The sequence below is a fragment of the Variovorax sp. GW821-FHT10D07 genome (assembly GCF_059415325.1).
Window position 1 is genome coordinate 1 of the sequence record NZ_JBWKMZ010000019.1, and the last position, 26,177, is coordinate 26,177.

At 71.7% G+C, this 26,177-nt stretch carries 25 protein-coding genes; 18 read left to right on the forward strand and 7 right to left on the reverse strand.

Annotated features, from left to right (window positions below; genetic code table 11):
- Both AC07PU_RS36590 and pyrF read left to right on the forward strand, forming a co-directional pair.
- A partial coding sequence (locus AC07PU_RS36590) for a uracil-DNA glycosylase family protein (protein WP_495322950.1) occupies nucleotides 1-584 on the forward strand: 584 nt, incomplete at its 5' end.
- Between the two features lie 33 nt (nucleotides 585-617).
- Nucleotides 618-1,442, forward strand: coding sequence for an orotidine-5'-phosphate decarboxylase (pyrF, locus tag AC07PU_RS36595; RefSeq protein ID WP_093351223.1), 825 nt, complete (start codon nucleotides 618-620; stop codon nucleotides 1,440-1,442).
- 16 nt (nucleotides 1,443-1,458) lie between these two features.
- Here pyrF and AC07PU_RS36600 read toward each other — a convergent pair whose 3' ends face one another.
- Nucleotides 1,459-2,193: a helix-turn-helix domain-containing protein gene (locus tag AC07PU_RS36600; RefSeq protein ID WP_057596203.1), complete on the reverse strand. Its 735-nt coding sequence runs from the start codon at nucleotides 2,191-2,193 to the stop codon at nucleotides 1,459-1,461.
- 157 nt (nucleotides 2,194-2,350) lie between these two features.
- Between AC07PU_RS36600 and AC07PU_RS36605 the strand changes: the two genes are divergently transcribed.
- The 7 genes from AC07PU_RS36605 (at nucleotide 2,351) to AC07PU_RS36635 (ending at nucleotide 8,852) form a co-directional block, all read left to right on the forward strand.
- Complete coding sequence (locus tag AC07PU_RS36605; RefSeq protein ID WP_296788675.1) at nucleotides 2,351-3,208, forward strand: hypothetical protein; 858 nt, start codon at nucleotides 2,351-2,353, stop codon at nucleotides 3,206-3,208.
- A gap of 71 nt (nucleotides 3,209-3,279) precedes the next feature.
- Nucleotides 3,280-5,241 (forward strand): MFS transporter, encoded by a 1,962-nt coding sequence (locus AC07PU_RS36610; protein ID WP_495322951.1) that lies wholly within the window; start codon nucleotides 3,280-3,282, stop codon nucleotides 5,239-5,241.
- Between the two features lie 184 nt (nucleotides 5,242-5,425).
- Nucleotides 5,426-5,926, forward strand: a complete 501-nt coding sequence (locus tag AC07PU_RS36615) for a YiaA/YiaB family inner membrane protein (RefSeq protein ID WP_495322952.1) — start codon at nucleotides 5,426-5,428, stop codon at nucleotides 5,924-5,926.
- A 31-nt stretch (nucleotides 5,927-5,957) separates the two neighbouring features.
- Nucleotides 5,958-6,437 (forward strand): hypothetical protein, encoded by a 480-nt coding sequence (locus tag AC07PU_RS36620; RefSeq protein WP_495322953.1) that lies wholly within the window; start codon nucleotides 5,958-5,960, stop codon nucleotides 6,435-6,437.
- A 17-nt stretch (nucleotides 6,438-6,454) separates the two neighbouring features.
- Nucleotides 6,455-7,231 carry a DUF2145 domain-containing protein gene (locus AC07PU_RS36625; RefSeq protein WP_495323026.1) on the forward strand — a complete coding sequence of 259 codons (777 nt, stop codon included), beginning with the start codon at nucleotides 6,455-6,457 and terminating at the stop codon, nucleotides 7,229-7,231.
- A 37-nt stretch (nucleotides 7,232-7,268) separates the two neighbouring features.
- The gene (locus AC07PU_RS36630) at nucleotides 7,269-8,360 is read left to right on the forward strand and encodes a serine endopeptidase (protein ID WP_495322954.1); all 1,092 of its coding nucleotides are present in this window, start codon (nucleotides 7,269-7,271) and stop codon (nucleotides 8,358-8,360) included.
- Between the two features lie 99 nt (nucleotides 8,361-8,459).
- Nucleotides 8,460-8,852: a DUF3597 domain-containing protein gene (locus tag AC07PU_RS36635; protein WP_093351205.1), complete on the forward strand. Its 393-nt coding sequence runs from the start codon at nucleotides 8,460-8,462 to the stop codon at nucleotides 8,850-8,852.
- Nucleotides 8,853-8,923: 71 nt separating this feature from the next.
- Here the strand turns inward: AC07PU_RS36635 and AC07PU_RS36640 are convergent, their stop codons facing one another.
- From AC07PU_RS36640 to queA, 3 genes are read right to left on the reverse strand one after another with little or no spacing between them, the layout of a single operon-like run.
- Nucleotides 8,924-9,700: an SDR family NAD(P)-dependent oxidoreductase gene (locus AC07PU_RS36640; RefSeq protein ID WP_495322955.1), complete on the reverse strand. Its 777-nt coding sequence runs from the start codon at nucleotides 9,698-9,700 to the stop codon at nucleotides 8,924-8,926.
- Between the two features lie 59 nt (nucleotides 9,701-9,759).
- Nucleotides 9,760-10,932: a tRNA guanosine(34) transglycosylase Tgt gene (tgt, locus tag AC07PU_RS36645; RefSeq protein ID WP_495322957.1), complete on the reverse strand. Its 1,173-nt coding sequence runs from the start codon at nucleotides 10,930-10,932 to the stop codon at nucleotides 9,760-9,762.
- A 4-nt stretch (nucleotides 10,933-10,936) separates the two neighbouring features.
- The gene (queA, locus tag AC07PU_RS36650) at nucleotides 10,937-11,989 is read right to left on the reverse strand and encodes a tRNA preQ1(34) S-adenosylmethionine ribosyltransferase-isomerase QueA (RefSeq protein ID WP_495322958.1); all 1,053 of its coding nucleotides are present in this window, start codon (nucleotides 11,987-11,989) and stop codon (nucleotides 10,937-10,939) included.
- Nucleotides 11,990-12,129: 140 nt separating this feature from the next.
- Here queA and AC07PU_RS36655 point away from each other — a divergent pair, with 140 nt between their 5' ends.
- From AC07PU_RS36655 to recG, 3 genes are read left to right on the forward strand one after another with little or no spacing between them, the layout of a single operon-like run.
- Entirely contained in the window at nucleotides 12,130-12,801 is a 672-nt protein-coding gene (locus tag AC07PU_RS36655; RefSeq protein WP_495322960.1) for a DUF4166 domain-containing protein, read from the forward strand.
- A complete protein-coding gene (locus AC07PU_RS36660) occupies nucleotides 12,798-14,288 on the forward strand; it encodes a TIGR01777 family oxidoreductase (protein ID WP_495322961.1) in 1,491 nt (496 codons plus the stop codon). The genes AC07PU_RS36655 and AC07PU_RS36660 overlap by 4 nt, the downstream gene beginning before the upstream one ends.
- An 11-nt stretch (nucleotides 14,289-14,299) precedes the next feature.
- Nucleotides 14,300-16,456, forward strand: coding sequence for an ATP-dependent DNA helicase RecG (recG, locus tag AC07PU_RS36665; RefSeq protein WP_495322962.1), 2,157 nt, complete (start codon nucleotides 14,300-14,302; stop codon nucleotides 16,454-16,456).
- Between the two features lie 25 nt (nucleotides 16,457-16,481).
- On the opposite strand, the gene AC07PU_RS36670 is transcribed toward recG, so the two are convergent.
- Together AC07PU_RS36670 and AC07PU_RS36675 are read right to left on the reverse strand one after the other, a co-directional pair.
- A complete protein-coding gene (locus tag AC07PU_RS36670) occupies nucleotides 16,482-17,111 on the reverse strand; it encodes a LysE family translocator (RefSeq protein ID WP_208509744.1) in 630 nt (209 codons plus the stop codon).
- Between the two features lie 61 nt (nucleotides 17,112-17,172).
- Entirely contained in the window at nucleotides 17,173-18,129 is a 957-nt protein-coding gene (locus AC07PU_RS36675) for an AraC-like ligand-binding domain-containing protein (RefSeq protein ID WP_208509743.1), read from the reverse strand.
- A gap of 269 nt (nucleotides 18,130-18,398) precedes the next feature.
- On the opposite strand from AC07PU_RS36675, the gene AC07PU_RS36680 reads away from it, so the two are divergent.
- The 6 genes from AC07PU_RS36680 to AC07PU_RS36705 are packed head-to-tail and all read left to right on the forward strand — an operon-like array spanning nucleotide 18,399 to nucleotide 24,296.
- Nucleotides 18,399-19,532, forward strand: a complete 1,134-nt coding sequence (locus AC07PU_RS36680) for an amino acid ABC transporter substrate-binding protein (protein ID WP_495323027.1) — start codon at nucleotides 18,399-18,401, stop codon at nucleotides 19,530-19,532.
- A 4-nt stretch (nucleotides 19,533-19,536) separates the two neighbouring features.
- Nucleotides 19,537-20,412: a branched-chain amino acid ABC transporter permease gene (locus tag AC07PU_RS36685; protein WP_431510739.1), complete on the forward strand. Its 876-nt coding sequence runs from the start codon at nucleotides 19,537-19,539 to the stop codon at nucleotides 20,410-20,412.
- Nucleotides 20,409-21,341, forward strand: coding sequence for a branched-chain amino acid ABC transporter permease (locus tag AC07PU_RS36690; protein WP_208509741.1), 933 nt, complete (start codon nucleotides 20,409-20,411; stop codon nucleotides 21,339-21,341). Before AC07PU_RS36685 ends, AC07PU_RS36690 begins: the two co-directional genes overlap by 4 nt.
- The gene (locus tag AC07PU_RS36695; RefSeq protein WP_495322963.1) at nucleotides 21,334-22,092 is read left to right on the forward strand and encodes an ABC transporter ATP-binding protein; all 759 of its coding nucleotides are present in this window, start codon (nucleotides 21,334-21,336) and stop codon (nucleotides 22,090-22,092) included. Before AC07PU_RS36690 ends, AC07PU_RS36695 begins: the two co-directional genes overlap by 8 nt.
- Nucleotides 22,089-22,814 (forward strand): ABC transporter ATP-binding protein, encoded by a 726-nt coding sequence (locus AC07PU_RS36700; RefSeq protein ID WP_495322964.1) that lies wholly within the window; start codon nucleotides 22,089-22,091, stop codon nucleotides 22,812-22,814. Before AC07PU_RS36695 ends, AC07PU_RS36700 begins: the two co-directional genes overlap by 4 nt.
- 30 nt (nucleotides 22,815-22,844) lie before the next feature.
- On the forward strand, nucleotides 22,845-24,296 hold the full coding sequence (locus AC07PU_RS36705) for an aldehyde dehydrogenase (protein ID WP_495322965.1): 1,452 nt from the start codon (nucleotides 22,845-22,847) through the stop codon (nucleotides 24,294-24,296).
- 15 nt (nucleotides 24,297-24,311) lie between these two features.
- On the opposite strand, the gene AC07PU_RS36710 is transcribed toward AC07PU_RS36705, so the two are convergent.
- Nucleotides 24,312-26,099, reverse strand: coding sequence for a cytochrome c biogenesis protein DipZ (locus AC07PU_RS36710; protein ID WP_495322966.1), 1,788 nt, complete (start codon nucleotides 26,097-26,099; stop codon nucleotides 24,312-24,314).
- Between the last annotated feature and the right edge of the window lie 78 nt (nucleotides 26,100-26,177).

Here is a 26,177-nt window from a genome sequence, read left to right on the forward strand (position 1 = left end):
GCATGCTCATGACGATCGCATCCTCGCGGCCGCGCCCGGCGCCGGTCCCGGCCGGCCACGGCGCGGCCGTGCTGGTCGAGGCCCCGTGCCGCCTCTATGCCGACGCCGCCGAGGGCGTTGCGCCGCAGGGCGGCTGGCTGGTGCTGGCCGACATGCCGCCCGAGGTCGACGGCCGCCACGGCGAGCCCTTCGCGGGCGATGCCGGCCGGCTGCTCGACAACATGCTGCGCGCGCTCAAGCTGCACGAGGGCGGCGTGCCGGTGCACCTGATGCGCCTGCACCGCGGCGTGGCCTCGGGCCAGCCCGGCGGCCCGCGCCCGCTCGACGAAGCCTTCGCCGAACACGCCGCGGCGCTCGCGCCCCGGCTGGTGCTGGCCATGGGCCCGCTGGCCGCGCAGGGCCTGATGCAGAGCGGCGAGCCGCTGGGCAAGCTGCGCGGGCGGGTCGGCCAGGCGGCGCAGCTCGAGGGCGTGCCGGTGGTCGCCACCTACCACCCGGCCTACCTGCTGCGCAATCCGGTCGACAAGGGCCGCGCCTGGGCCGACCTGTGCCTGGCGGCCGCGCAGCAGCCCGAGGCGGGCTGAGCCGGGCCGGGGGCCCCCTTTAAAATCGCCCCCATGACTTTCCTCGACAAGCTTGCCGCCGCGCAGCAAACAAACGGTTCGTTGCTCTGCGTGGGGCTCGATCCGGAGCCGGCGAAGTTCCCGGGGCAGTTCAAGGGCGACGCGCGCCGCATCTACGACTTCTGCGCCCGCATCGTCGACGCCACGGCCGACCTCGCCATCGCCTTCAAGCCGCAGATCGCCTACTTCGCGGCCCACCGCGCCGAGGACCAGCTCGAGCAGCTCATGGAGCACATGCGCCGCAACGCGCCCCAGGTGCCCACCATCCTCGACGCCAAGCGCGGCGACATCGGCTCCACGGCCGAGCAGTACGCGATCGAGGCCTTCGAGCGCTACGGCGCCGACGCGGTCACGCTCTCGCCCTTCATGGGTTTCGACTCGGTCGAGCCCTACCTGCGCCACCACGGCAAGGGCGCCTTCCTGCTGTGCCGCACCAGCAACCCCGGCGGTTCCGACCTGCAGGGCCAGCGGCTGGCGAGCGTCGAGGGCCAGCCCTTCCTCTACGAGCACGTGGCGCGACTGGCGCAGGGCCCGTGGAACCTCAACGGCCAGCTCGGCCTCGTGGTCGGCGCCACCTACCCGGCCGAGATCGAGCGCGTGCGCGCACTGGCGCCGACGGTGCCGCTGCTGATCCCGGGCGTCGGCGCCCAGGGCGGCGACGCGGTCGCCACCGTGCGCGCCGGCTGGCGCGCCGACGCGCCGATCGTCGTGAACTCCTCGCGCGCGATCATCTATGCCTCGTCGGGCGACGATTTCGCCGAGGCCGCGCGCGCCGCGGCGCGGACCACGCGCGACACGCTCGAAGCCGCCAAGGCCTGACCCCGGCGGCCCGGGCTCAGGCCCGCCGCAGCCGCGTGAACAGCTCGAACTCCCAGTTGCGCATCCCCAGCAGCAGCGTGTAGCCCTCGCGGTCCTTGGGCGACAGCTTCTGGTCGGTCTGGTGCTGCTGCGCGAAGTCCTGCGCCACGCGCTGCAGCCGCTCGAGGAAGGCCGGCGCCAGCGAACGGCTGATCGAGCCGTGCACCAGCAGCAGGCCCTCGGCCGGGCCGTCGAAGCCGCCGCGGTAGTAGTCGAGCACCACGTTCTCGCGGAAGAACTCCATCACCGGCCCGTGCGGGCGCCAGCGGAAGGTCTTGGCGAGCTTCAGGCGGTACCGGTTCAGCGGCCGCAGCTCGATGATCCCGATCCGGTCGAGCTGGGCCAGGAAGCCGATGCACTCGGCCTCGCTGATCCGGTAGGCCGTCACGATCTGCTCCAGCGTCCACTGGCTCAGCACGCTGATCGCCACCAGCAGCAGCTTCTTGTCCTTGACCACGGCCTTCTCCTGCTCGTGCGTCAGTTCCTTGAGCAGCGGCTGGGCGTCGGCCACGCGCCGCGCCAGCTCGGCGAAATCGATCTTCAGCGCGCGGCAGATGGCGTCCACGCGCGACAGCGGCATGTCGCTCTTGGCCAGCATCCGCTTGACGCTGGACTCGGCCATGTCGAGCGAGCGCGCCAGGTCGGCGTAGGTCATGCGGGCGCTCTTGAGTTCGTTCTTGAGGGCTTGGACGAGATCGACGGTGGTGCTCATGAAGGTGGCAGGGTTCCGGTTGGGTATCGGTTGGAGATACCGATGGGTGTGAAATAGTGCCTCGTATCGATTCTCGATGCCTGGGGAGAGGCTGGCAACTAAATTCCGCCCGCCAACCGATCGGCCATCCCGCCATCACCCAACTTCGAGAACAGACATGCTCCTCCACTCCCTGACACGCCGCGAACGTGGCCTGGCCTTCTTCCTGGGCCTGCTGCTCCTGATCGGCATCGTCGGCCCGGTGCTGCCGGCCGCCGAGGTCGCGATCGCCCTGGTGTTCGCCGACACCCGCGCCTGGCACGGCCTGCCCAACGCCATGGACGTGCTGAGCAACCTGCCCTTCCTGCTCATGGGCTGCTGGGGCCTGTACTGGCTCAACCGCATCGACCGCGCGCACCACGAGGCGCTGTCCGGCTTCCCGCTCGCGCCGCCGGCCAGCGATCCGCCTGACAACACGCTCGACTGCGCCTGGCTGTTCTTCGCCGGCCTGATCGCCACCGCCGCCGGCTCGGCCTTCTATCACCTGGCGCCCGACGCGCCGCGGCTGGCCGCCGACCGTGCCGGCATGGCGGTCGCCTTCGCCGGCCTGATCGGGATGGCGGTCTGCGAGCGCGTGAGCCAGCGCGCCGGCTGGCCGGCCGCCTGGTTCGTGCTCACCACCGGCCTGCTGTCGGCCGAGATCGCGCAGGAGACCGGCAACGTGCTGCCCTGGGCGCTGGTGCAGTTCGGCGGCATGGCGCTGGTGCTCACGCTGGCGCTGTCGCGGCCGATCTCCGGCGCCGTCGGCCTGCGCCTGGGCTGGGTGATCGCGGCCTATGTGCTGGCCAAGGTTTTCGAGCTGGCCGACCAGCCGATCTACGAGGCCACGCAGGGCGTGATCTCGGGCCACACGCTCAAGCACCTGTGCGCCGCCCTGGCCGCGCTGCCGGTGCTCACCGCGCTCCAGCGGCTCGACCGCGGCTGGCGCGCCGCGGCCCTGCGGCACAATCCCGGCGCGGCCGCCCTGACGGCCTGACGACAGCCCCCGGCCCCGCGAGCGTTCCCCGCCGGGGGCCGCGCGGAGCCGCCAAGAGGAGAAGCTTCCGAATGACAACGCCCGCCGCTGCCGCGCCCTCGTCCCCCGCCGACTCGCACGAAGCGAACGCGCACGCCAACCAGTTCGCGCTGCTCGGCCAGCGGCGCTTCGCGCCCTTCTTCTGGACCCAGTTCGCGGGCGCGGCGAACGACAATCTGTTCAAGTTCGCCTTCACCGTGATGGTGACCTACCAGCTGCAGCTGAGCTGGATGCAGCCCTCGATGGCGGGGCTGGTGATCGGCGCGCTGTTCATCCTGCCGTTCCTGCTGTTCTCGGCCACCGCGGGCCAGCTCACCGACAAGTTCGACAAGACGAAGATGATCCGCTTCGTCAAGAACCTCGAGATCGTGATCATGCTGATCGCGGCCTGGGGCTTCGTGCGCGCCGACGCGGTGATCCTGCTGGGCTGCGTGTTCCTCATGGGCCTGCACTCCACCCTGTTCGGCCCGGTCAAGTTCGCCTACCTGCCGCAGGTGCTCGACGCGCGCGAGCTCACGGGCGGCAACGGCATGGTCGAGATGGGCACCTTCGTCGCGATCCTGCTGGGCCAGGTGGCCGGCGGCCTGCTGGTGGCCGTGCCGCAGATCGGCCACCTGAGCGTGGCGATCGCCTGCGTGGCGGTGGCCCTGATCGGACGCGCCGTGGCGCAGGCGATCCCGCCGGCGCCGGCCACCGACCCGGGCCTGGTCGTCAACTGGAACCCGGTCAGCGAGACCTGGCGCAACCTCCAGCTGGCGCACGAGAACATCGTGGTGTTCCGCTCGCTGCTGGGCATCTCGTGGATGTGGTTCTTCGGCGCCGTGTTCCTGAGCCAGTTCCCGAGCTTCGCCAAGGAGGTGCTGCACGGCAACGAGCAGGTCGCCTCGCTGCTGCTGGTGGTGTTCTCGATCGGCATCGGCGTCGGCTCGCTGCTGTGCGAGACGCTGAGCCGGCGCCAGGTCGAGATCGGGCTGGTGCCGCTGGGCGCCATCGGCATGAGCGTGTTCGCGATCGACCTGTACTTCGCCGCGCGCGGCCTGCCCGCGGTGCCCGAGATGGGGCTCGGCGCCTTCCTGCGCCAGAGCGCGCACTGGCGCGTGATGGCCGATCTGGCGCTGCTGTCGCTGTTCGCGGGCCTCTACAGCGTGCCGATGTACGCGCTGATCCAGCTGCGCAGCCAGCCCACGCACCGCGCGCGCATCATCGCGGCCAACAACATCCTCAACGCCCTCTTCATGATCGGCAGCTCGGTCATCGCCGGCGCGCTGCTGGGCGCGGGCTTCACCATCCCGCAGATCTTCCTGTTCACCGGCATCGCCAACGCGGTGGTGGCCTTCTACATCTTCATGCTGGTGCCCGAGTACCTGCTGCGCTTCGTGGCCTGGGTGCTGTCGCGCTTCGTCTACCGCTTCGACATCAAGGGCGACGAGCACATCCCCGTCGAGGGCCCGGCCGTGCTGGTGTGCAACCACGTGAGCTTCATCGACGCGGTGCTGCTGATGGCCGCGAGCCCGCGGCCGATCCGCTTCATCATGGACCACCGCATCTTCAAGGTGCCGGTGCTCGGCTGGCTGTTCAAGCTCGCCAAGGCGATCCCGATTGCGCCGCAGAAGGAGGACCCGGCGGCCTACGAGGCGGCCTTCGCCAAGGCGCTCGGCGTGCTGCGCGAGGGCGACCTGCTGGCCATCTTCCCCGAGGGCGCGATCACGCGCGACGGCGCGTTGCAGCCCTTCAAGGGCGGCGTGATGAAGATCGTGGACAGCGCGCGCGCCGAGGGCCTCGAGCCGCCCGTGATCCCGATGGCGCTGACCAACCTCTGGGGCTCGTTCTTCAGCCGCATCGAGCTGCGCGGCGGCGAACCGGTGGCGATGGTCAAGCCCTTCCGCCGCGGCTTCTTCAGCCGCGTGGGCCTCAACGTCGGCGCCGCGGTGGCGCCGGCCGAGGTGCGGCCCGAGCTGCTGCAGCAGCGCGTGGGCGGGCTGCTCAATCCCTGAGGCCGGGCTGCACGCACGGACCAGGCCGCCTTCGGGCGGCTTTTTCTTTGGGGGCGGGATCCCCCGAAAAGTATCCGTTGGAGATACCGCCGGAGCCGAAACGCTGAACCGGTCGAATCATTCGAGTCCCACGGCGCGGGGGCGGACCATCATCCGCCCACCTTCACTACGCCGCGAGGCACTCATGCAAACCCATATAGCCAACACCATCACCAACGCCCCGGTCCAGCGCGACACGCGGGCCTGGCAGTTCCAGGTCTGGGCGTCCTTCGGGATCGCCGTCTTCCTCTGCGCGACCGGCCTGAGCTGGCTGCCGGGCGAGGCACTGGACCGGGCCTTCATGGTGATGGGCTATGTGTTCTGCCTGAGCACCGCCTTCGTGCTCTCGAAGTTCGTGCGCGACAACCAGCATGCCGCCGGCCGCGACCTGCCGATGTGGAAGCTGGTCGTCTGGGGCAGTTTCTTCGTCGCGATGCTGCTGACCGGCTGGGGCCTGCTGCGCATGGAGGTCAACGACACCTACAAGGCCTTCCTCGGCGTGAGCTGGCTGTTCCTGATCAGCTCGGCCTTCACGCTGGCCAAGACCCTGCGCGACCGCCACGAGGCCGACCTCGCCGAAGCCCGCCTGCAAGGCCGCCACGCCGCCCGCGTCGAAGCCGCCCAGGCCCCGGTCGCCGCCGAGTGACCGCCCGCACCCCCACGCAAGGAGCCCGATCATGAACACCGCTTTCGCCCGCAAGTCCCTGGCCACCGTCCTCGTGGCCGCCTGCACCGCCTTCGCCGCGCTCGCGGCACCCGTGGCCCGCGCCCAGAGCGATGCCTCCATCGCGCTGTCGATGCTGCCCGTGGCCTCGGTGCTGGTCGGCGCCTCCGCGGTCGGTGCCGCCGGCGCCTCGGCCGCCAAGGCCAGCGAAGTGCCGGCCGCGCTCTCGGTCGGCGGCTCGATCCTGACCGTGGTCGCCGTCGAGGCCTCGGCCGACGGCACGGTCTACGTGCTCGAACGCGCCACCGACGGCGCGCGTGCCAGCGTCAAGGTGGCGGGCCGCGTGGCGCAGGGCGCCTCGACCGCGGTCGGCACCGCCATCGTCGTCAGCGTGATCGGCACCGGCGTCGTGCTCTCGGCCGCGGGCGAGGTGCTGGCCTTCGTGCCCAACGCCATCGGCCGCGCGCTGCTGGCCAACGAGAGGCTGTCGTGAAACGCGCCGCCGTCGTCATGGCGCTGGCCCTGCTGACCGCGGCGGCCCTGCCGCTGCAGGCGCAGGCCGGCCGCTCGTGCGAGCAGGTCAAGCCCGGCGCCGCGCTGATCGCCAAGGGCATGGAGCTGGCCGAGCGCACCTCGCAGCAGCTCGATGCCAGCGGCGCGCGCGTCGTCGTGCTGGCGCGCGCCGGCCAGGACCTCAGCAAGTACGGCCTGCGCTACTCGCACTTCGGCCTCGCCTACAAGACCGACGCCGGCCCGTGGCGCGTGGTGCACAAGCTCAACCAGTGCGGCACCGCGGTGGCGGCCGTCTACCGCCAGGGGCTCGGCGAGTTCTTCCTCGACGACCTCTGGCGCTACGAGGCCGCCTGGGTCGTGCCCACGCCGCAGGTGCAGGCGCAGCTGCTGGCCGCGCTCAAGGAGCCGACGCCGCGCCTGGTGCGGCTGCATGCCGCGCCCTACAGCATCGTCAGCTACGCCTGGGGCCAGAAGTACCAGCAGTCGAACCAGTGGGCGCTCGAGACGCTGGCCGCCGCGATGGAGCCCGCCACCATCGCCAACCGCTCGCAGGCGCAGGCCTGGCTGCAGTTCAAGGGCTACGAGCCCACCACGCTGAAGCTCGGTCCGCTGACCCGCCTGGGCGGGCGCATCGGCTCGGCCAACATCGCCTTCGACGACCATCCCAACGACAAGCGCTTCTCGGACCGCATCGAGACCGTGACCGTCGATTCGGTGTTCGAATGGCTGCAGCGCGCGGGCCTGGGCGCGGCGCCGGTGGCGCTCAAGCTGTGAGCGCGGCCCGCACGAGAAGAATGGAAGGAACGACGACATGAGCAAATCCCTGCGCCTCTCCGAGAAATGGTTCCGCCGCGGCCTCTGGCTGGTGGCGCTGGTGTTCGCGGGCTTCCTGATCGGGCTGGGCAGCACCATCGTGGGCGACCTGCCGCAGGTCGAGCGCGTGCGCACCATCGAGGACTTCATCGACCACCGCGCGGCCGATCCGCTGCGCGCCACCGTCAAGGCCTCGGAGGCGGCCGAGCTGCAGGCCTCGCGCGACCTCGACCAGATCCGGCTGCAGCTGCAGGCCGCGCAGCAGGCCGGCGCCAATGCGCGCGAGACCTTCGGCAACTGGATCGCCACGCGCCGCGCCACCGCGCAGCCCGACCAGGACCCCGAGCTGATCGCGCGCACCAAGGCGCTCGATGCCATCAAGCAGAAGGAGGAGGCGGTGCAGCGCCAGGTCAACGCGCAGCAGCAGCGCATGCTCGACGCGCGCCAGGCCGAGCAGCGCGCGCGCACCACGCTGGCCGAGCTGGAGCGCGACGCGCAGGTCAAGCTCGACGCCGAGTACCGCCGCATCGAGCTGCGCGTGTTCGCCTACCGGCTCGCGCTCACGCTGCCGCTCCTGGTAGTCGCGGGCTGGCTGTTCGTGAAGAAGCGCAAGAGCACCTGGTGGCCCTTCGTCTGGGGCTTCATCCTGTTCGCGCTGTTCGCCTTCTTCGTCGAACTCGTGCCCTACCTGCCGAGCTACGGCGGCTACGTGCGCTACGTGGTGGGCATCGTGCTCACGGTGCTGGTGGGGCGCTACGCGATCGTCGCGCTCAACAACTACCTCGCGCGCCAGAAGCTGGCCGAGCAGCAGCCCGACCAGGTGCGGCGCGAGGAGCTGAGCTACGACACCGCGCTGGCGCGGCTCGACAAGGGCGTGTGCCCCGGCTGCGAACGGCCGGTGGACCTGAAGAACACGGCGATCGATTTCTGCCCGCACTGCGGCATCGGCCTGCACGACCACTGCGAGGTCTGCGAGACGCGCAAGAGTGCCTTCTCGCGCTTCTGCCATGCCTGCGGTGCCTCGGCCACATCGTCGGAGGCGGACGCGAAATCTTTCACGCCCCGGATCCCGCCGCAACCCGCGACCTGAGGAGGGCGGTCACGCGCTCGTGCTACAACCGCCCGCTGCGCCGCGTTCGCGGCCGCAGCCCCGGTCCGTTCCATGCCTCACCTCGAAGGAGTACGCGCAATGAGCATCTTCGGCAGCATCCTTTCCAAGATCTTCCCGTCCGCGCAGGCCGCGCAACCGCCGGCCGCAGCACCCGCTGCCCCCGCTGCGCCGGCCCCCGCGGGCGCACCGGCCGCCGCCGCACCGCCGCCGGCCATCACGGTGGTCGACGTCGAGGCCCTGCTCGACGGCATGCCGGGCGCGAAGCAGCTCAACTGGCGCACCTCCATCGTCGACCTGATGAAGCTGCTGGGCCTGGACAGCAGCCTCGACGCGCGCAAGCAGCTCGCGGCCGAACTGAGCTACGGCGCCGACACCAGCGACAGCGCCAAGATGAACATCTGGCTGCACCGCCAGGTCATGACCAAGCTGGCCGCCAACGGCGGCAAGGTGCCGGCGGAACTGCGCGACTGATCCGCGCTGTTTCCACCATGCAAACAGCCCGGCATTGCCGGGCTGTTTGCTTTGGAGGCGCGAAGAAGGCTTCAGGTCCAGCCCGCGTCCACCACGTAGTCCTGCGCCGTGCACATGCGCGAATCGTCGGCACCCAGGAACAGCGCCATCGCCGCGATGTCCTCGCCCATCACGCGGCCCGGCAGGCACTGGGCCGCGTCGATCTCCGCGCCCGACTCGGGCTTGACCCACAGCCGCAGCTGCCGCTCGGTCATCACCCAGCCCGGCACGATCGTGTTGACGCGGATGTTCTGCTTGCCCAGGTCGCGCGCCAGCGAGCGCGTGAGGCCGCGTACGGCCGCCTTGCAGGCCTGGTAGACCGGGTAGCCGCGGCCTTTCATCATCCAGCTGACCGAGCCGAAGTTGACGATCGAGCCGCCGCCCAGCGCGCGCATGTCGGGCGCCACCGCCTGCGCGGCGAAGAACTGGTGCTTGAGGTTCACGGCCACCAGCCGGTCGAAGTCCTCGTCGGTGACGTCGGCCATCTCGTGGCGGCGGTCGTTGGCTGCGTTGTTGAGCAGCACGCCCACCGGCCCGAAGTGCGAGCGCACCGCGTCGATGGTGGCGCCCAGCGCGGCCGTGTCGGTCACGTCGCAGGGCAGGAACAGCGCGGGATGCCCGCCGCGCAGCTGGCCCGCGAGCGCCTGGCCCGCGGCGGTGTCGAGGTCGCAGAAGCCGACCTTCGCGCCCTGCGCATGGAAGGCCCGCACCAGCGCTTCGCCGATGCCGCTCGCGCCGCCCGAGATGAAGACGGTGCGCTCGGCGAGCGAGGGATAGCGCGCGGTGTAGGGCGAGGGTGCGGTGTTCATGGGCGTGGAAGACGACAGCCTGGAAGCCCGCGAGGTTAGCGCGGAACGCCCGTCGCGTCTCAGACGCCGCGCGCGCGCTCCGACTTGAAGCGCGCCCGGAATTCCGTGAACGTGCCCGCGTCGAGCGCCTCGCGGATCTCGCGCATCAGGTTCAGGTAGTAGTGCAGGTTGTGGATGGTCGTGAGCATCGGCCCGAGCATCTCGCCGCAGCGGTCGAGGTGATGCAGGTAGGCGCGGCTGAAGCCCTCGCGCCCGCCGTCGTTCCAGCTCACGCCCGAAGTACCCGCGCAGGCATGGCAGGTGCAGCTCGGGTCGATCGGCTGCGGGTCGCTCTTGTGGCGCGCGTTGCGCATCTTGAGGTCGCCGAAGCGCGTGAACAGCGTGCCGTTGCGCGCATTGCGCGTGGGCATCACGCAGTCGAACATGTCGACGCCGTCGGCCACGCCCTGCACCAGGTCCTCGGGCGTGCCCACGCCCATCAGGTAGCGCGGCTTGTTCGCCGGCAGCCGGTGCGGCGTGTGGCCCATGATGTGCAGCATCTCTTCCTTGGGCTCGCCCACGCTCACGCCGCCGATGGCGTAGCCCGGGAAGTCCAGCTCGACCAGCGCCGCCAGCGACTCCTCGCGCAGGTTCTCGAACATGCCGCCCTGCACGATGCCGAACAGCGCGTTCGGATTTGACAGGCGCTCGAATTCCGTCTGGCAGCGCTTCGCCCAGCGCAGGCTCAGTTCCATCGAGATGCGCGCCTCGGCCTCGGTCGTGATGTGGCCCTTGGTGTCGTAGGGCGTGCACTCGTCGAACTGCATCACGATGTCGCTGTTGAGGATGGTCTGGATCTGCATCGAGACCTCGGGCGTGAGGAACAGCTTGTCGCCGTTGACCGGCGACGCGAACTTCACGCCCTCCTCGCTGATCTTGCGCATCGCGCCCAGCGACCAGACCTGGAAGCCGCCCGAGTCGGTGAGGATCGGCTTGTTCCACTTCTCGAACTGGTGCAGCCCGCCGAAGCTCTGCATCACGTCCAGGCCCGGGCGCATCCACAGGTGGAAGGTGTTGCCCAGGATGATCTGCGCGCCCATCTCCTCGAGGCTGCGCGGCATCACGCCCTTGACGGTGCCGTAGGTGCCCACGGGCATGAAGATCGGCGTCTGCACCACGCCGTGGTTGAGCGTGAGCGTGGCGCGGCGCGCGTGGCTGTCGGGGTCGGTCTTGAGGAGTTCGAAGTTCAGCATGGGGTCAGTCCTCTGTTCTCGGTTGGCGCGCGAGCAGCATCGCATCGCCATAGCTGAAGAAGCGATAGCGCTGCGCGATGGCGTGCGCATAGAGCGCCATCACGCGCTCGTAGCCCGCGAGGGCCGAGACCAGCATCATCAGCGTGCTCTTGGGCAGGTGGAAGTTGGTGACCAGCAGGTCGACGTGCGCGAAGGCGAAGCCCGGCGTGATGAAGATGCGGGTGTCGCCCGCGGCCTCGCCGCTCCTGGCCCACGACTCGAGCGTGCGCACGGTGGTCGTGCCCACGGCCACGATGCGGCCGCCGCGCGCCTTGCACTCGGCGATGGCACGCTGCGTGGCCTCGGGCACCTCGTAGCGCTCGGCGTGCATGGTGTGCTCGGCGATGTTCTCGGTCTTCACCGGCTGGAAGGTGCCGGCGCCCACGTGCAGCGTGACGTTGGCGCGCTGCACGCCGCGCGCCTCGAGCGCGGCCAGCAGGCCCTCGTCGAAGTGCAGCGCGGCGGTGGGCGCGGCCACGGCGCCGGGCACGCGCGCGAACACGGTCTGGTAGCGGCGCTCGTCCTCGGCCGAGTCGTCGTGCGTGATGTAGGGCGGCAGCGGCACGTGGCCGCAGCGCTCCATCAGCAGGTAGGGGTTCTCGCCGCTGTCGCTCTCGAAGGCGAAGCGGAACAGGGCGCCGTCCTCCTCGGGCCAGCGGCCGAGCAGGGTGGCGCGGAAGCCGCCGACCATCTGCAGCGTGGTGCCCACGGGCGGCTTCTTGCTGACCTTCATGTGGGCCACCACCTCCTGCCCCTGCAGCACGCGCTCGACCAGCAGCTCGAGCTTGCCGCCGGTCGGCTTCTCGCCGAACAGGCGCGCCTTGACGACGCGGGTGTCGTTGAAGACCAGCAGGTCGCCCTCGCGCAGCAGCGAGGGCAGGTCCCGGAAGATGCGGTCGGCCGGGGCGGGGCCGGTGCCGTCGAGCAGGCGGGAGGCGGTGCGTTCGGTGGCCGGGTGTTGCGCTACCAGCTCGGGCGGCAGGGCGAAATCGAAATCGGAGAGCGTGAAGGCGCGCATGATGCTTGAGGGCCGGACGGGCCCGTTCCAAGAGGGGGCCGCGAGGGGCCGTTCGGAGAGCGAGGCGGCGATTGTCCCATGGCGCGAAAACCGGGCGCCGCTGCGGGGTCGGGCCAGAGCCGGCGAGGCAAAATCGCCGCATGGTCGATACACATGCAGCGCGCGTTTCGCAGGAGGCCGGGTCCGCGCCCGGACCCTCCGAGGGCGAGCTCTTCAAGAAGATCCTCGGCGCCGCCTGGCAGGGCCTGCATGCCGACATCCGCCGCCGCTTCGACAAGAACCCCTCGCCCGGCAAGGCGCTGCACTACAGCGGCCGGCTCAGTGAGCTGCGCTGCTCGCGCTTCGGTCGGCTGCTGGGCCACCTCACGCAGCCGCTGATCCAGGGCGCGCTGATCCCCTACAGCGACGCCGACTTCCCGGTCGAGATCCAGGTCTACGCGAAGCCCGGCGACCCCGCGATCTACAAGCAACGCATCTACCGGCTGCACGGGCGCCGGCCGATCCAGTTCACCAGCTTCATGCGCGAGAGCGAGCGCGGCGAGGTGCTCGAGTACGTCGGCATGGGACTGGGCATGAAGCTGGTGCTCAGCGTGGAGAACGGCAGCCTGCATTTCCGCAGCGACGGCTACTTCTGGGACCTGTTCGGCTGGCGCATCCCGCTGCCGGGCCTGCTCACGCCGGGCAAGACCTTCCTCTGGCACCACAACGAGACGCCCGAGCGCTTCAACATCCGCATCGAGATCCGCCACCCGCTGATGGGCACCACCTTCACCCAGGTCGGCGTGTTCGAGGAAGTGTCCGCCCCCGCATGATCGACACGCACCTGCTGGCGCTGCAGCTGATGGCGGCCCAGGGCGCGCTCGGCGCCTTCGACACGCTCTACCACCACGAGGGCACCGAGGCGCTGCCGCGGCGCGCCTCGGCCGGGCGCGAACTCGCGATCCACGCCACGCGCTCGTCGATCTATTGCCTGCTGTTCATCGGCCTCTCGTCCTGGGCCTGGCATGGCGCCTGGGCCTGGGTGCTGCTCGCCGTGTTCGGCGTCGAGATCGTGCTCACGCTGTGGGACTTCGTGGTCGAGGACCGCAGCCGCCTGCTGCCGCCCACCGAGCGCGTCACGCACACGGTGCTGGCGATCAACGCGGGCGCCTTCATCGCGCTGCTGGCGCTGGCGGCCGTCGGCTGGGCCGCCGAGCCGACCGCGCTGGCCTGGCAGCCGCAGGGCTGGCTCGGCGCCTTCCTCGCGCTGTGCGGCGTGGGGGTGGGCGTGTCGGGGTTGCGCGATGCCTTCGCGGCGCGCGCGCTGCTGCGGCGCCGGCGCCAGGCGCGGGTGCGCGAGACCGAGGCGCCGGTGCGCTTCGGCGCGCGGCCGCGGCGCGTGCTGGTCACGGGCGGCACCGGCTTCATCGGCCAGATCCTCGTGCGCCAGCTGCTGGCCGACGGCCATGCGGTCACGGTGTGGACGCGCGACGCGCGCGCGGCGGCCTGGAACTTCGGCGGCGCGGTGCGCTGCGTGCAATCGCTGGCCGAGCTGCCCGCGGTCGAGGAGATCGAGGTGGTCGTCAACCTCGCGGGCGCGCGCATCCTCGGCGCGCGCTGGAGCGAGCGGCGCCAGCGCCAGCTGCTGGCCAGCCGCGAGGGCCTGACGCGGCAACTGGTCGAATGGATGGCCGCGCGCCCGCGCAAGCCCTGGCTGCTGCTCTCGGGCTCGGCCATCGGCTACTACGGCGTGCAGCCGCAGGGCGATGCCACCGCGCTCGACGAGGAGGCGCTGCCGCAGGACATCTTCATGTCGCGCCTGTGCCAGCGCTGGGAACATGCGGCGCAGGCCGCGGTCGCGCTGGGCGTGCAGGTGGCCTGCATGCGCTTCGGCTTCGTGCTGGGCCACCAGGGCTCGCTGCCGCAGTTGCTGCTGCCGGTGCGGCTCGGTGTCGGCGGGCGGCTGGGCAGCGGGCGGCAGTGGCTGTCGTGGGTGCATGTGCACGACCTGGTGCGCGCGCTCGCGCATGCCTGGAGCCGGATCGAACGCGAAGGTGGCACGCCGGCCGCGCAGGCCTTCAACGTGACCGCGCCGCGGGCGCTGAGCCAGCACGACTTCACGCGCGTCGCGGCCAGCGTGCTGCATCGCCCCTGCTGGATGCCCACGCCCGCGGCACCCGTGAAGCTGCTGCTCGGCGAGCAGGTCGACCTGCTGCTCGAAGGCCAGCGCGTGGTGCCCGCGCGGCTGCTGCGCGGCGGCTTCCAGTTCATGTTCCCCGATGCGCGCGGCGCCTTGACGGACCTTTGCCGTCCACGCTAGAAGACCTGTCCGTGCCCGCCAAGAAGAAAGCCTCCACACCCGCTGCCGCGCCGAACGCACCGGGCGCCGCCACGCCTGCACCCGCTGCTCCCGCCGGCCCACCGGGCAGCGGCCTCAGCGTCGTGCAGCGCGCGCTGCGCAAGCTCGGCCTGGTGCGCGACATCGACTTCGCGCTCTACCTGCCGATGCGCTACGAGGACGAGACCCGCGTGGTGCGACTGGCCGACACGCGCGACGGCGACACCGCGCAGATCGAGGGCGTGGTGACCGAGGCCGAGGTGGCCTACCGGCCGCGGCGCCAGCTCATCGTGACCATCGACGACGGCGGCGAGACCTGCCAGCTGCGCTTCTTCAACTTCTATCCCTCGCAGCAGAAGCAGCTCGCGGTGGGCGCGCGGGTGCGCGTGCGCGGCGAGGTGCGCGGCGGCTTCGTCGGGCGGCAGATGATGCATCCCACGGTCAAGGCCGCGGGCACCGCGCTGCCCGAGGCGCTCACGCCGGTCTACCCGACCGTGGCCGGCCTCGCGCAGCCGGTGCTGCGGCGCGAGGTGCGCTCGGGCCTCGCGCGCGCGGTGCTCGACGAGACCATCCCGGTGCAGATCGGCCTGCGCGGCGCCTGGGACCTGCGCGCCTCGCTGAGCTTCCTGCACTACCCGACGCCCGACGTGGCGATGGCCACGCTCGAGGACCACAGCCACCCGGCCTGGCAGCGCATCAAGGCCGAGGAGCTGCTGGCGCAGCAGCTGTCGCAGATGCAGGCGCGCATGGAGCGCGCGGCGCAGCGCGCGCCGATGCTCGACATGGCGGCCGCGCCCGTCGGCGGCAAGGGCTCGCTGCACGACGCGCTGCTGGCCGTGCTGCCCTTCGGCCTGACCGGCGCGCAGGCGCGCGTGGGCGAGGAGATCGCGCGCGACCTCGGGCGCGAGCTGCCGATGCACCGGCTGCTGCAGGGCGACGTGGGCTCGGGCAAGACGGTGGTGGCCGCGCTCGCGGCGGCGCGCTGCATCGACGCGGGCTTCCAGTGCGCGCTGATGGCGCCGACCGAGATCCTCGCGGCCCAGCATTTCGGCAAGCTGGTCGGCTGGCTCGATCCGCTGCTGGCCGAGCGCGGCCTGCGCGTGGCCTGGCTCACCGGCAGCCAGAAGAAGAAGGAGCGCGACGCCATGGGCGCGGCGGTCGAGAGCGGCGAGGCCGCGCTGGTGATCGGCACCCATGCCGTGATCTCCGAGAAGGTGCGCTTCCACAACCTCGCGCTGGCGATCATCGACGAGCAGCACCGCTTCGGCGTGGCGCAGCGGCTGGCGCTGCGCGGCAAGGCGCGCGACGAGCTCGAACCGCACCTGCTGATGATGAGCGCCACGCCGATCCCGCGCACGCTGGCGATGAGCTACTACGCCGACCTCGACGTCTCCACGCTCGACGAGCTGCCGCCGGGCCGCACGCCCATCGTCACCCGGCTGGTGGCAGAGCACCGGCGCGACGAGGTGATCGCGCGCATCCAGTCGCAGATCGAGCAGGGCCGGCAGGTCTACTGGGTCTGCCCGCTGATCGAGGAGAGCGAGGCGGTCGACCTGCGCAACGCCACCGCCACGCGCGACGAGCTGGCCGACCTGCTCGGGCCGCAGGTCAACGTCGGCCTGCTGCATTCGCGCATGCCCACGGCCGAGAAGCAGGCGGTGATGGCGGCCTTCACCGCCAACCAGATGCACGTGCTGGTGAGCACCACGGTGATCGAGGTCGGCGTGGACGTGCCCAATGCCTCGCTGATGGTGATCGAGCATGCCGAGCGCTTCGGCCTGTCGCAGCTGCACCAGCTGCGCGGCCGCGTGGGCCGCGGCGCGGCGGCCTCGGCCTGCGTGCTGCTCTATGCGCCCGGCGACAGCGGCCGCGTCGGCGAGGCGGCGCGCGCGCGGCTGCGCGCGATGGCCGAGACCAGCGACGGCTTCGAGATCGCGCGCCGCGACCTCGAGATCCGCGGGCCCGGCGAGTTCCTCGGCGCACGCCAGTCGGGCGCGCCGCTGCTGCGCTTCGCCGACCTCACGACCGACACGCTGCTGCTCGACTGGGCACGCGAACTCGCGCCGCGCATGCTCGAGCAGCATCCCGAGCTGGCGCGGCGGCACATCGACCGCTGGCTCGGCACCAAGGCCGAGTACCTGAAGGCTTGAAGCTGGAAAAGAGGGCGGGCGTCGATCAGCTCGGCCGCCGCGTCAGCGCCAGCAGACAGCCGAAGCCGATCATCATGCTGCCGCTCACGCGGTTGAACCAGCGCATCGCGCGGCTGCCGCCGGCCAGCCGGCGCATGCGCGCGCCGAGCAGCGCATAGAGCGCGATCGCCACCACCTCGAAGACCAGGAAGGTCAGGCCCAGCAGCAGGTAGCTCGAGGCATAGGCGCCCGGCACCACGAACTGCGGGAAGAAGGCGGTGAACACCAGGATCGCCTTCGGGTTGCCCGCGGCGACGGTGAACTCCTGCCGCACCAGCACGCGCATCGGCGGCGGGCCCGCGAGCTCGCGCGCCTGCTGCGCCAGTTCGGGCGCGGGCGCGCGCAGCAGCCGGATGCCGATCCACACGAGGTAGGCGGCGCCGATCCACTTGACGATGTCGAAGGCCAGTTCGGACGCGACCAGCACCGCGCCCATGCCCAGGCCGGCGATCGCGATCATCAGCGCGAAGGCGACCAGGCGGCCGGCCGCGGCGGTCACGGCCTGCGCGATGCCGTAGCGCGCGCCGTTGCTCACCGAGAGCAGGTTGTTGGGGCCGAACGCCATGTTGATGGCGAAGCAGGCCGGCAGGAACAGCAGGTAGGCGGACAGGGTCATGGCGTCTGCGGGGGGGGACAGGGGAGGCGACCATTATCCGCAGCGCCGCGGACCCCCGGCTTCAGCCGAGCGCCTGGCGCCGGAAATCGCTCGGGCTCAGGCCCGTGTGGGCGCGGAACACACGGCTGAAGTGCGAGAGGTTCACGAAGCCGGCCGCGAGCGCAATGGCGGTCACGGGCTCGGCCGCGCGCGCCGGGTCGCGCAGCGCGCGGATGCTGGCGGCCAGCCGCTGCTGCTGGATGTGGCCCGCGAGCGTGTCCTCGCCATCGGCGAAGGCGCCGTGCAGCAGCCGCTTGCTGCAGCGCAGCGCCTGCGCGATGCCCTCGACCGACAGGGCCGGGTCGTGCAGGTTCTGCGCCACGTGGTGGCGGATGCGGTCGGCCAGCGCCTCGCGCTGGGTCTGCTGCGTGTGCTGGCCGGCCAGCTCCATCAGCGACAGCCGCACCAGCTGGATCAGCAGCTCGCCCGCGCCGCGCGCGGCCGCCTCGCTCATCGAGGGCAGCTCCTGGTAGGTGCTGCGCATGGTCTCGAGCGCCACGCGCGAGATGCCGCTGGTGCCGCCGACGCGCCGTGCCACCAGCTGCGCGAGCGGCAGCGAGGGCAGGGCCAGCTGTTCCTTGGGCAGCATCACGATCAGGTGGTCGCTGCGCTCGGGGTTGGCCACCGTGTAGTCGAGCGTGGTGTCGTAGAGCGTCCAGCCGCCCGAGCGCACCGCCGCCGCGCGGCCCTTCTGCACCACCTCGGCCGAGCCCTGCCAGGGCGCCACGATCTTCAGGTAGGCCGCGTCGCTCAGGCGCGCCATCTGCGCGGTGCGCAGCACCCGGTGGCGGTTGGCCTCCAGGCGCGTGAGGATCACGTCGCCCGCGCGCGAGGCCGCCAGGTGGCCGTCGAACGGCACCTCGTCGCCGTAGAGGTCGGAGCCCAAGCCGCCGAAGTGGCGGTACACCCACTCGCACCACGCCGGGCCGCGCTCGCGCGGCGGCACTTCGTCGGTCGACAGCAGTTGCGATGCGGTCATGGCGCGGCGGGAGGCATTGGGGGGTGGATGGGGCGCCCATTGTGGGCCGCGCGGGCGCCGCCTCGCCTTGCGGGTTAACCACTAGCCGGCTGCACGCTGGGACAAGCGCTTTGTGCACCGCCGGCACAGCGAGCGCGCGGGGCCGTTCCTACGATGCCGGCAGGGCCCGCACCGGGCGCCGCACGACCCGAACATCGAAGGAGACCGCCGTGTTCCACACCCCTCGCCGCCGCTGGATCCAGGGCGCCGCCGCGCTCGGCGCCGCTGCCATGGCGCCGCGCCTGTTCGCCCAGCAGGGCGTGCCGGTGCGCATCGGCTATGCCATCGCCCGCACCGGTCCCTGGGCCGCGGGCGCGCAGGTGAGCCAGGAGCCCAACTACCTGCTGTGGGCCGAGCAGGTCAACGCGGCCGGCGGCCTCGCGCTGAAGGGCGGCGCCAGGCGTCCGATCGAGCTGATCGGCTACGACGATCGCAGCGAGACCGAGACCTGCGTGCGCACCTTCGAGAAGCTCATGGGCAGCGACAAGGTCGACCTGGTGCTGCCGCCCTGGGGCTCGGGCGCCAACTTCGCGGTCGCGCCGCTGGCCAACCGCCTCGGCTATCCGCTGCTCGCGCCCACCGCGCTGTCGCGCAAGCTCATCGACATGCGGCTGCCCTACTTCTTCTCGCTGCTGCAGCAGCCCGACAAGATGATGGGCGCGCTGGTCGACCTGCTGGTGGCCCAGGGCGCGAAGACCGTGGCCATCGTCTACATGGACGACCTGTTCGGCCTCGAGAACTTCGCGGCGCTCAACAACGCGCTCAAGAAGACGCAGATCCAGGTGGTGGAGCGCAAGAGCTATCCGCTCGGCGTGAAGGACCTGGCGCCGGTGCTGCGCGGCATCAAGGACCTGAATCCCGATGCCTTCATCGGCATCACCTACCCGCCCGACACCATCCTCGCGAGCCGCCAGGCGCGCGAGGTGGGCTTCAATCCGAAGTTCTTCTATGCCTCGGTCGGCACCGCCTTCCAGCTCTACAAGAACGTGATGGCCGCCAACACCGAGGGCGTGATCGGCATGGGCTCGTGGAACGGCAAGACCAGCCCCGGCGCCAAGGCCTACTTCGACGCCCACACGAAGAAGTTCGGCAAGGAGCCCGACCGCTGGGCCAGCGGCCATGCCTGGGCCGGCCTCGAGATCCTGCAGCAGGCGGTGGCCAGCGTGGGGCTGGACCGCAAGGCGCTGCGCGAGCACATCGCGAAGACCGAGTTCAGGACCATCCTCGGGCCGATCCGCTTCGAGGGCAGCGAGAACGCCTCGGTGCCCGGCACCGTCGCGCAATGGCAGGGCGGCGAGTTCGAGGTCGTGTGGCCGAAGGACCGCGCCACCGCGCAGCTGGCGCCCAAGCCGGCCTGGAAGTAGCCGCATGTCTTTCGGAGGATGGGCCGAGCTGCTGGCCGGCGGATTGATCTCGGGCGGCATCTACGCGCTGGTGGCCATCGGCCTGAACCTGCAGTACGGGCTGATGCGCATCATGAACATCTCGCACGGCGAGTTTCTGATGCTCGGCGCCTTCCTGACCTGGTGGGCCCACACCGCGCTGGGCATCTCGCCGCTGCTGTTCGTTCCGGTGGCCTTCGCGCTGCTGATGGCGCTGGGCATGGCGGTGCACTGGCTGTGCTTTCGCCAGGTGGCGGCGCGCGCGCCCAGCGTCGAGGTGTTCGAGGCGCGCAGCCTGATGGTGGGCTTCGGCCTGATGTTCCTGGTGCAGAACACCGCGCTGCTGGTGTGGGGCGGCGACCTGCGCGGCTACGACTACCTGGCCGAGCCGGTGCAGCTCGGCGCGATGCGCTTCACGGCCAACAAGCTGGTGCTGTTCGGCGTCGCGCTTGCGCTGAGCCTGGTGCTGGTGGCGCTGCTCAAGCGCACCCTGCTGGGCAAGGCGGTGCGCGCGCTGATGCAGTCGCCCACCGGCGCGCAACTGGTCGGCATCAACACCCGGCGGCTGCACCCGCTGATGTTCGGCATCGGCCTGGGCCTCTCGGGCGTGGCCGGCGCGCTGCTGTCGATGACCTACGAGATCTCGCCCTCGATGGGCGAGCCCTACACCGTGACCGCGCTGATCGTCATCACGCTCGGCGGCTTCGGCAGCATCGCCGGCAGCCTGGTCGGCGGCCTGCTGCTCGGCGTGGTCGAGGCGCTGGGCATGTACTTCACCAGCCCCTCGCTCAAGATGCTGCTGTCGTACGCCGTGTTCATCGGCGTGCTGATCTGGCGGCCCAACGGATTGTTCTCGCGATGAGTTCCCTGTCCTCTTCTTCCGCGCGGCCTTGGCTGCTGCTCGGCGCGGCCGCCGCGCTCGCCGCCTGCGTGCCCTGGGTCGCCAGCGAGTTCCTGAGCTCGGTGGCGCTGGGCTGCCTGATGTACATCGCGCTGGCCACGAGCTGGTCGCTGTTCTGCGGCGCCACGCGTTACCTGTCGCTCGCCACCTCGGCCTTCTTCGGCCTCGGCGCCTATGCCAGCGCCGTGCTGCTCGACGTGCTGCCCTGGCCGCTGGTGATCCTCGGCGGTGCCGCCATCGCGAGCGCGGTCGCGCTGCTGATGGGCGCGGCCGTGCTGCACCTGCGCGGCACCTACTTCGCGGTGCTGACCTTCGGCATGACCGAGCTGATCCGGCATGCGCTGACCTTCGTCGAGAAGCAGGTCTCGGGCACGGTGGGCCGGGTGCTGACCGAGGTGCCGTCCAACGAGACCGTCTACCTCACGGTGCTCGCGATCGCCGTGCTGGCGATCGCCACCGCGATGGCCGTGAAGCGCAGCCGCTTCGGCCTCGCGCTCGCGGGCATCGGTGCCGACGAGCAGCGCGCCCAGACCCTGGGCGTGGACACGCGGCGCGTGAAGATCGCCGGCTTCGCGCTCACCGCGGCCTTCGCGGGCGCGGTCGGCGCGGCGATGGCGGTGCGCTGGACCTACATCGAACCGGCCGCCGTCTTCAGCCCCTTCATCGGCTTCCAGACCGTGCTGATCGCGATGATCGGCGGCGCCGCCAGCATCGGCGGGCCGGTGCTCGCGGCCGTGGTGTTCAGCGTGCTGTCCGAGACCCTGCGGCTGCAACTGCCCTATGGCTACATGATGGTGCTCGGGCTGCTGCTGATCCTGTGCGTGATGTACCTGCCCGAGGGGCTGGCGTCGCTGTGGCGGCGCAAGGCGAAGGGGGCGCGCCATGTCTGAGGCCGCGCGGCCCCTGCTGCTCGAGGCGCGCGAGGTCAGCGTGCGCTTCGGCGGCCTCACCGCCGTCGACGCGGTCAGCGTCGCGCTGCATGCCGGCGAGCTGGTCGGCATCATCGGCCCCAACGGCGCGGGCAAGACCACCTTCTTCAACGCCATCTCGGGCGTGGTGATGCCCACCGGCGGGCAGCTGCTGGTGGAGGGCGGCATCGACCTCACGCGCCGCGGCCCGCACCGCTTCGCCGCGCACGGCATCGCGCGCACCTTCCAGACGCCGCGCGTGATGGCCGGCATGAGCCTCGAAGACAACGTGCGCTTCGGCATGCAGTTCGCGGGCCGCCACCGCGCGCCGCAGCCGGGCCTCGCGAGCGTGGGGGAGATCCTCGACATGCTGGGCCTGGGCGCGCTCGCCGAGCGCTTCGCGGCCGAGGTCACGCCCTCGCAGCAGCGGCTGCTCGAGATCGGCATGGCGCTCGGCACGCGGCCGCACGTGCTGCTGCTCGACGAGGTCGCGGCCGGGCTCACCGAGGCCGAGGTCGAGGCCATGGCGCAGCGCATCCGCCGGCTGCGCGACGCGCACGGCCTCACCGTGGTGTGGATCGAGCATGCGGTGACCACCTTGCTGAAGTACGTCGAGCGCGTGCTGGTGCTGCACCAGGGCCGCAAGATCGCCGACGGCACGCCCGCCGAGGTGGTGCGCAACGCGGAGGTGATCGAGGCCTACCTGGGCGACGAGATGGAGGCCACGGCATGAGCGTTGCATCGAACGAAGGCAGCCGCCTCGCCGTGCGCGGCCTGCGCGCCGGCTACCACGGCTTCGAGGTGGTGCAGGGGCTCGATCTCGAGGCCCAGCCCGGCGTGACCGTGGTGCTGGGCCCCAACGGCGCCGGCAAGACCACGCTGCTGAAGGCGCTGGCCGGCCTGCTGCCGCGCCGCGGCGAGGCGCTGCTCGACGGCGTGGCGCTGCCCGCGGGCGATGCCACCGCCTGCGTGCGTCGCGGCATGGCGCTGGTGGCCGAGGGCCGCCAGCTGTTCGCGCAGATGACCGTGACCGAGAACCTCGAGCTCGGCGGCTGGCTGGTGCCCGCCGCGCTGCGCGCCGAGCGGCTGGCGCGCGCCTTCGACGACTTCCCGCGGCTGCGCGAACGCGCGGAGCAGCTGGCCGGCACCATGAGCGGCGGCGAGCAGCAGATGGTGGCGGTGGCGCGCGCCATGATGAGCGGGCCGCGCCTGCTGATGCTCGACGAGCCCTCGCTGGGCCTCGCGCCGCGCATGGTCGACGAACTGCTGGCCATCGTGCGCCGCATCGCGGACCAGGGCGTGACCGTGCTGATGGTCGAGCAGAACGTGCGCAAGGCACTGCAGGCCGCCGACCGCGGCTACGTGCTCGAGCGCGGCCGCATCGTGGCCGCGGGCGAGGCCCGCGCGCTGCTCGATTCCGACGCGGTGCGCCAGGCCTACCTCGGCGTCGCCTGAACCTTCTTTCTTCCAGCCAAGGACTTCCCCATGACCGACATCCTCATGCGCATCGGCGGCGAACGCCGTCCGGCCGAAGGCGGCGCCGTCTTCGAGCGCCGCAACCCGCTCGATGGCGCCGTCGCCACGCGCGCCCCCGCCGCCACCGCGCGCGATGCCGTCGCCGCGGTCGAGGCCGCGCAACAGGCGTTCGGCGCCTGGTCGCAGACCGGCCCCGGCGAGCGGCGCGCGCTGCTGCTGAAGGCCGCGCAGGCGATCGAGGCGCGCCACGACGACTTCGTGCAGGCGATGGCGCGCGAGACCGGCGCCTCGGCGCTGTGGGCCGGCTTCAACGTGCACCTCGCGGCCGGGCTGCTGACCGAGGCGGCCGCGCTCACCACCCAGATCGGCGGCGAGGTGATTCCCTCCGACGTGCCCGGCAGCCTCGCGATGGGCGTGCGCCAGGCGGCCGGCGTGGTGCTCGGCATCGCGCCGTGGAACGCGCCCGTGATCCTCGGCGTGCGCGCGCTCGCCACGCCGCTGGCCTGCGGCAACACGGTGGTGTTCAAGGGCTCGGAGCTGTGCCCGCAGACCCATGCGCTGATCGTCGATGCGCTGCACGATGCCGGCCTGCCGCCGGGCACGGTGAACTTCGTGACCAACGCGCCGGCCGACGCGGCCGAGGTGGTCGACGCGATCGTCGCGCACCCGGCGGTGCGGCGCGTCAACTTCACCGGCTCCACGCGCGTGGGCCGGCTGATCGCGCAGACCTGCGCGCGCCACCTCAAGCCCGCCGTGCTCGAGCTCGGCGGCAAGGCGCCCTTCGTGGTGCTCGACGATGCCGACATCGACGCCGCGGTCGATGCCGCCGTGTTCGGCGCCTTCGCCAACTCGGGCCAGATCTGCATGTCGACCGAGCGCATCGTGCTCGACGAGCGCATCGCCGACGAGTTCGTTTCCAGGTTCGCGGCGCGCGCGAAGAGCCTGCCGCTGGGCGACCCGCGCGAGGGCCCGGTGGTGCTGGGCTCGGTGGTCGACATGGCGACCGTGGAGCGCTGCAACGCGCTGATCGACGATGCGCTGGCCCAGGGCGCGGTGCTGGTGTGCGGCGGCCGCGCCGAAAACACGCTGATGCCGGCCACCGTGCTCGACCGCGTGACGCCCGCGATGCGCGTCTACGGCGAGGAGACCTTCGGTCCGCTCAAGGCCATCGTGCGCGTGGCCGATACCGAGGCCGCGATCGCCACCGCCAACGACAACGCCTTCGGCCTCTCGTCGGCCGTGTTCGGCCGCGACATCGCGCGCGCCTGGAACGTGGCGCGCCGCATCGAGGCCGGCATCTGCCACGTCAACGGGCCCACGGTGCACGACGAGGCGCAGATGCCCTTCGGCGGCGTGAAGGCCTCGGGCTACGGCCGCTTCGGCGGCAAGGCCGGCGTGGAGGCCTTCACCGAGCTGCGCTGGCTCACGGTGCAGACCACGCCGCGGCACTACCCGTTCTGAGGCACCGCCCCGGCTTCAGCCGAAGGTGAAGACATAGGCCTGCGCGCCGGGATCGAGGAACTCGATCTCGAACAGCCGCTCGCGCGCGCCCTGCTGCTGGCGCACCAGCTGGTAGAGCCGCTGCGCGTCGACCGTGCCCACGCCTTGCGCATCGGTGTCGAAGCCGTGGTCGGCCAGCGGCGGCTGACCGTCGATGCGCACGCGGAAGCGCACCGGCTTGCCGTCGGCCGCGGGGCCGAGCACCAGGTGCAGGTCGCGCGCCTGGAAGCGATAGGCGATGCGTCCGCCCGGGCGCGCGAGCACCGCGCGCTCGGCATCGACCGCCCAGTCGCCCGCCAGCGCCCACTGGTTGATGCGCAGCGCGCTGGGCGCCTGGTAGGCATGGGTGCGGCCCGCGACCAGCCCGCCCGGCGAGGCGAAGCCCTCGGCGCGTTCCTGGCCGATGTAGGTCTCGCCCGAGCGCACGGGCTCGGTGCCGGGCGCGGCCTGCGTGCCCAGGCCCTGCGGCGCCACCAGCCCCGTGGCCACGCGCGACGGCCCGGCCTCGGCCAGCAGCTGCTGGATCACCTGCTCGGACTTCGCATACTGGCCCTCGCCGAACAGCTGGTGGCGGATGCGCCCCTGCGCGTCGACGAAGTAGAAGGCCGGCCAGGCCTGGTTGCCGAAGGCGCGCCAGATCGCGTAGTCGCTGTCGACCGCGACCGGGAAGCCGATCTCGAGGTCCTTCACCGCGCGGCGCACGTTGGCCGGGCGCTTCTCGAAGGCGAACTCGGGCGTGTGCACGCCCACCACCACGAGGCCTGCGTCCTTGTACTTCTCGGCCCAGGCGCGCAGGTAGGGCAGGGTGCGCAGGCAGTTGATGCAGGAGTAGGTCCAGAAGTCGACCAGCACCACCTTGCCGCGCAGCGCCTCGGGCGTGAGCGGCGGCGAGTTGATCCATTCGGTGGCGCCGGCCAGCGCGGGGAACGGGCCCTGGTCGCGCAGGGGGCGCGGCGTTAAGGCGGGTGCGGGTGCTTCGGCGCTGACCCGCATCAGGCCGCCGCGGTCTTCGCGCGCGGACTGCGGCACGGCTTGCGTCATGGCAGGCCTCGGCGGCCCGAGGCGATCGAGCAGCGCCTGTTCGAGCGCGTTGGTGCCGCCGCCCGAGAGCTGGCTCAGCAGGCCGGTGTCCAGCCCGAGCGCGATCGCGCCCACGCCCGCGAGCACCGCGGCGCCGGCCGCGCGACGCAGCCATTCGCCGGTGCGCAGCGAGGCCTTCATGCGCGCGAACACGCGGTGGCCGAACAGCAGCGCGCCCGCCAGCGAGGTGCAGGCGCCGGCCGCGTAGGCCAAGAGCAGCAGCGAGGTGCCGACGCTGGCGCCGTTGAGCGCGGCGCCGGTCAGGATCAGGCCCAGGATCGGCCCCGCGCAGGGTGCCCACAGCAGGCCCGTGCCCACGCCCAGCAACAGCGGCGAGAACACCGAGCCACCGGTGGGCGCATCGGCCAGCCGCAAGCCGAGCGCCACCAGCGGTCGGCTCAGCCGGTCGGCCAGCGCGGGCAGCAGCAGCGTGAGGCCGAACAGCGCGAGCAGCGCGATCGCCGCGTAGCGCCCCCACTCGTTGAGCGCCACCACCCAGCCGCCGCCCACGGCCGCGAGGGTGGCGACGGCCGCGAAGGCCAGCGCCATGCCCGCGAGCATCGGCAGGCCGTGCGAGCGGAACGGGCGGTCGGCGCGCGCGAACACGAAGGGCAGCACCGGCAGGATGCAGGGGCTCAGGATGGTGAGCACCCCGCCGAGGTAGGCAACGATGAGAACGAGCATGGTGGCGCTCCTGGTTGGGTCGTGGATGAATCGATGGGAAGGGGCGTGCGCATCCCGCGCGGCCTCGCGTCGCGCGGC

Coding starts and splice junctions, on each gene's coding strand:
- pyrF (WP_093351223.1), top strand. CDS start 618: ATGACTTTCCTCGACAAGCTTGCCGCCGCGCAGCAAACAAACGGTTCG.
- AC07PU_RS36600 (WP_057596203.1), bottom strand. CDS start 2,193: ATGAGCACCACCGTCGATCTCGTCCAAGCCCTCAAGAACGAACTCAAG.
- AC07PU_RS36605 (WP_296788675.1), top strand. CDS start 2,351: ATGCTCCTCCACTCCCTGACACGCCGCGAACGTGGCCTGGCCTTCTTC.
- AC07PU_RS36610 (WP_495322951.1), top strand. CDS start 3,280: ATGACAACGCCCGCCGCTGCCGCGCCCTCGTCCCCCGCCGACTCGCAC.
- AC07PU_RS36615 (WP_495322952.1), top strand. CDS start 5,426: ATGCAAACCCATATAGCCAACACCATCACCAACGCCCCGGTCCAGCGC.
- AC07PU_RS36620 (WP_495322953.1), top strand. CDS start 5,958: ATGAACACCGCTTTCGCCCGCAAGTCCCTGGCCACCGTCCTCGTGGCC.
- AC07PU_RS36625 (WP_495323026.1), top strand. CDS start 6,455: ATGGCGCTGGCCCTGCTGACCGCGGCGGCCCTGCCGCTGCAGGCGCAG.
- AC07PU_RS36630 (WP_495322954.1), top strand. CDS start 7,269: ATGAGCAAATCCCTGCGCCTCTCCGAGAAATGGTTCCGCCGCGGCCTC.
- AC07PU_RS36635 (WP_093351205.1), top strand. CDS start 8,460: ATGAGCATCTTCGGCAGCATCCTTTCCAAGATCTTCCCGTCCGCGCAG.
- AC07PU_RS36640 (WP_495322955.1), bottom strand. CDS start 9,700: ATGAACACCGCACCCTCGCCCTACACCGCGCGCTATCCCTCGCTCGCC.
- tgt (WP_495322957.1), bottom strand. CDS start 10,932: ATGCTGAACTTCGAACTCCTCAAGACCGACCCCGACAGCCACGCGCGC.
- queA (WP_495322958.1), bottom strand. CDS start 11,989: ATGCGCGCCTTCACGCTCTCCGATTTCGATTTCGCCCTGCCGCCCGAG.
- AC07PU_RS36655 (WP_495322960.1), top strand. CDS start 12,130: ATGGTCGATACACATGCAGCGCGCGTTTCGCAGGAGGCCGGGTCCGCG.
- AC07PU_RS36660 (WP_495322961.1), top strand. CDS start 12,798: ATGATCGACACGCACCTGCTGGCGCTGCAGCTGATGGCGGCCCAGGGC.
- AC07PU_RS36670 (WP_208509744.1), bottom strand. CDS start 17,111: ATGACCCTGTCCGCCTACCTGCTGTTCCTGCCGGCCTGCTTCGCCATC.
- AC07PU_RS36675 (WP_208509743.1), bottom strand. CDS start 18,129: ATGACCGCATCGCAACTGCTGTCGACCGACGAAGTGCCGCCGCGCGAG.
- AC07PU_RS36680 (WP_495323027.1), top strand. CDS start 18,399: ATGGCGCCGCGCCTGTTCGCCCAGCAGGGCGTGCCGGTGCGCATCGGC.
- AC07PU_RS36685 (WP_431510739.1), top strand. CDS start 19,537: ATGTCTTTCGGAGGATGGGCCGAGCTGCTGGCCGGCGGATTGATCTCG.
- AC07PU_RS36690 (WP_208509741.1), top strand. CDS start 20,409: ATGAGTTCCCTGTCCTCTTCTTCCGCGCGGCCTTGGCTGCTGCTCGGC.
- AC07PU_RS36695 (WP_495322963.1), top strand. CDS start 21,334: ATGTCTGAGGCCGCGCGGCCCCTGCTGCTCGAGGCGCGCGAGGTCAGC.
- AC07PU_RS36700 (WP_495322964.1), top strand. CDS start 22,089: ATGAGCGTTGCATCGAACGAAGGCAGCCGCCTCGCCGTGCGCGGCCTG.
- AC07PU_RS36705 (WP_495322965.1), top strand. CDS start 22,845: ATGACCGACATCCTCATGCGCATCGGCGGCGAACGCCGTCCGGCCGAA.
- AC07PU_RS36710 (WP_495322966.1), bottom strand. CDS start 26,099: ATGCTCGTTCTCATCGTTGCCTACCTCGGCGGGGTGCTCACCATCCTG.